Source organism: Litoribacterium kuwaitense (assembly GCF_011058155.1).
In the GTDB taxonomy this organism is placed as follows: domain Bacteria; phylum Bacillota; class Bacilli; order Bacillales; family DSM-28697; genus Litoribacterium; species Litoribacterium kuwaitense.
The window spans coordinates 1-2,526 of the sequence record NZ_JAALFC010000089.1 but is presented as its reverse complement, the minus strand read 5'-3'; the positions used below and the strand labels follow the sequence as shown (position 1 = coordinate 2,526).

3 protein-coding genes are annotated in these 2,526 nt (G+C 36.4%); 2 read left to right on the top strand and 1 reads right to left on the bottom strand.

Annotated features, from left to right (window positions below; translation table 11 throughout):
- Positions 1–126: 126 nt before the first annotated feature.
- Complete coding sequence (locus tag G4V62_RS18990; RefSeq protein WP_212508855.1) at positions 127–1,428, bottom strand: helix-turn-helix domain-containing protein; 1,302 nt, start codon at positions 1,426–1,428, stop codon at positions 127–129.
- Between the two features lie 530 nt (positions 1,429–1,958).
- On the opposite strand from G4V62_RS18990, the gene G4V62_RS20975 reads away from it, so the two are divergent.
- Complete coding sequence (locus G4V62_RS20975; RefSeq protein WP_165205201.1) at positions 1,959–2,240, top strand: transposase; 282 nt, start codon at positions 1,959–1,961, stop codon at positions 2,238–2,240.
- An 82-nt stretch (positions 2,241–2,322) separates the two neighbouring features.
- The coding region (locus G4V62_RS18975) for a DUF4372 domain-containing protein (RefSeq protein WP_165205195.1) at positions 2,323–2,526 on the top strand (204 nt) is incomplete at its 3' end.

The following is a 2,526-nucleotide window of genomic DNA, read 5'->3' as shown; positions in this document are numbered from 1 at the left end:
TGGCCACAGATCGGATTAAACTAGAAATGGAGAAACATTCGATAAAAGCAGCGTGATTCTATTTCCATCCCATATTAAAAAACTTTAAAAATCATCGTAGAGTAACTCAACCCATTTTTAAAAACGTCAATTATGAAATTGATTCTTATTGTGATCCTTATGACGGACTAGAGCAGCAACCCTGTGATCGAGCCCCATAGGAGACATTCGATATTTCTTAGGTGTAGTTCCTGTATATTTTTTAAATACCTTTGTAAAATGGCTTTGGTCATGGAAGTTAAGCCAGGTATATATTTCTGATATGCTATGGTCAGAGTGGGAGAGGAGCTTTTTTGCTTCTTCCACTTTTTGTTTTTGAATATATTCGTTAATAGGAATACCAACTTCCTTTTTAAATAAAGTAGATAAATAATTCTGATGCATGTTTACTACAGTTGACAGCTGTACCATCGTAATCTCTTCATAGAGATGTTTGAAAATATACGATTGACACTTATTGATTGGCTTGGAATATTTATGATGCTTCACCTTATTTACTCGATTAGCAAAGTCATACAATGCTTCATTCACAAATGATTGAATCTCTGCTACATTCTTTATTTCCTCTATAGATTGAATATACAGATCACTCATTGTATATGCTATTTCTGGTTGTAGTCCTCCATCCATGGCATATCTTGTTGCGAGGGTAATGCAGGCTATCGCTAGATTTTTTTCGTTTCTTAGATAACTTTTCTTTGAGAGAACACCAGCTTTGCCGTCCAATTCATTGACCGATAATTTCTCTGTTAGCCCCTCTATCCTCCCTTCCCTAATACATTCGAACATTGCTCTTTCCCATTCGTACGAAGCATGGAAGGAAATATCCTGTCTGCTTTTTGAAACAAGTAAATCAGGATCCGTATCTCTCCAAGCTTTAGTATTAAGAAAACTATTTTTTTGAATGACGTCTGACACGGAGAGCCTTTTTGAATACATTAGATAAGTAGCTAAGAGACCAGCGTGTAACAGAGTGAGTTTATTAATAACTGGTAATGAACGATAGTATTTTTTTACAGCATCCTTTCGTGTTTTAACCTGAAAGTCGTTTATTATCCCGAATATCGTTTCGTCCTCCACTTCTGTAAAGGTAGAGGGACCTATCATCCATGTACCGTGAAATTTATCATTCTTCACAACCTTAATCGAGATAAAATTCTCCAGAAAATTTGTGACTCGTAACACAGGAATATTACATTGATCATTGAAACAATCTAGTTGTTCTAATAATTCGTAGATGGTTGGATAAATTGGATTAGTCTCTAATGTTGCTGGAAATCCTGTAACTACTTCTAGGTCCTTATTTATATAAAAGACGGGAATATGAATCGTTTCATATATAAGCTTACAAAAGTATTCCATATCCCCTTTATCAAACCGCATTGACATGTCCATTTCTCTAAAACGCCCTTCCTTAAAAACTGTATTTGGCAACTAAAAAATGGTTCTTACGCACATTTGGGGAGTTTCATTTAAAAGAGATGAGGGAATTTTTATCATCTGCATTCTCGCTTAGAAGTTGTGTCCGTCTATGATACTTCCAAATCATTAGATATTGTTGCTTTTCTTCCTAGTTCCTCAGCGCGATGCCCTCACTGTTCCATCACTTCCAGTAACAGACATAGTTCCTATATGCGTAAAATAGCTGATTTACCTGTTCAAAGTCAATCAATCACCATATACTACCTTAAAACAGCAAAGTGGTTTTGTCGAAATCAATCATGTGAAAAAAAAGTATTTACTGAGCGCCGCTCTTGGCTTAAACCTTATCAGCGAAGAACGGTGCGTTTGGAAGAAGCACTTCGAGCTATTGTGTTCTCTACCAGTGCTTTACAAGCAGAAAAAGTGTGTAAACAGTTAGGAATGAAGGTAAGCCATAATGCGCTGCTAAACTTATTTATCAAACCCCATTCCAATGAATCAAAGTCCCTTTCGTTGGCATTGATGACTTTGCTTTTAAACGCCGCCATACTTACGGAGTCATTATTTGTGATGCGGTTTCTTCTAAGCCAATCGATTTATTGCCCGACCGTGAAGTAAAAACACTTAAAAGTTGGTTTTCTCAGCACTTGAATATCCAACATATATCGCGTGATCGCTATGCAAGGTTCCGAGAGGTCATTGATGAAATAATACCACAAAGTATTCAAATCACTAGCGTCGCATTAAAAACCCATCTAATAATGATAAATTCAGAATAGTCTTTAGGATATCTATTCAAAAAATCCTTTATTATGGGTTGGAGGCAGTTATCCATCCAAATCCAAAATGAAGGACAATCTCATGGATAAGATTACCCGAAAAACAGCATTTGAACAATGGGCTGAACCCATTTTCAATGAATTATTTGTGGAACAGGTCCAGCGCCATTGTCTTGATCACTATACAAAAAAGCTGCACATGGCTTCGTTCATGAACTTACTCTTGTACGCACAACTTCATGAAACGAAAAGTTTACGTGCCATCAGCGACAGTGTCTTTTCAAAA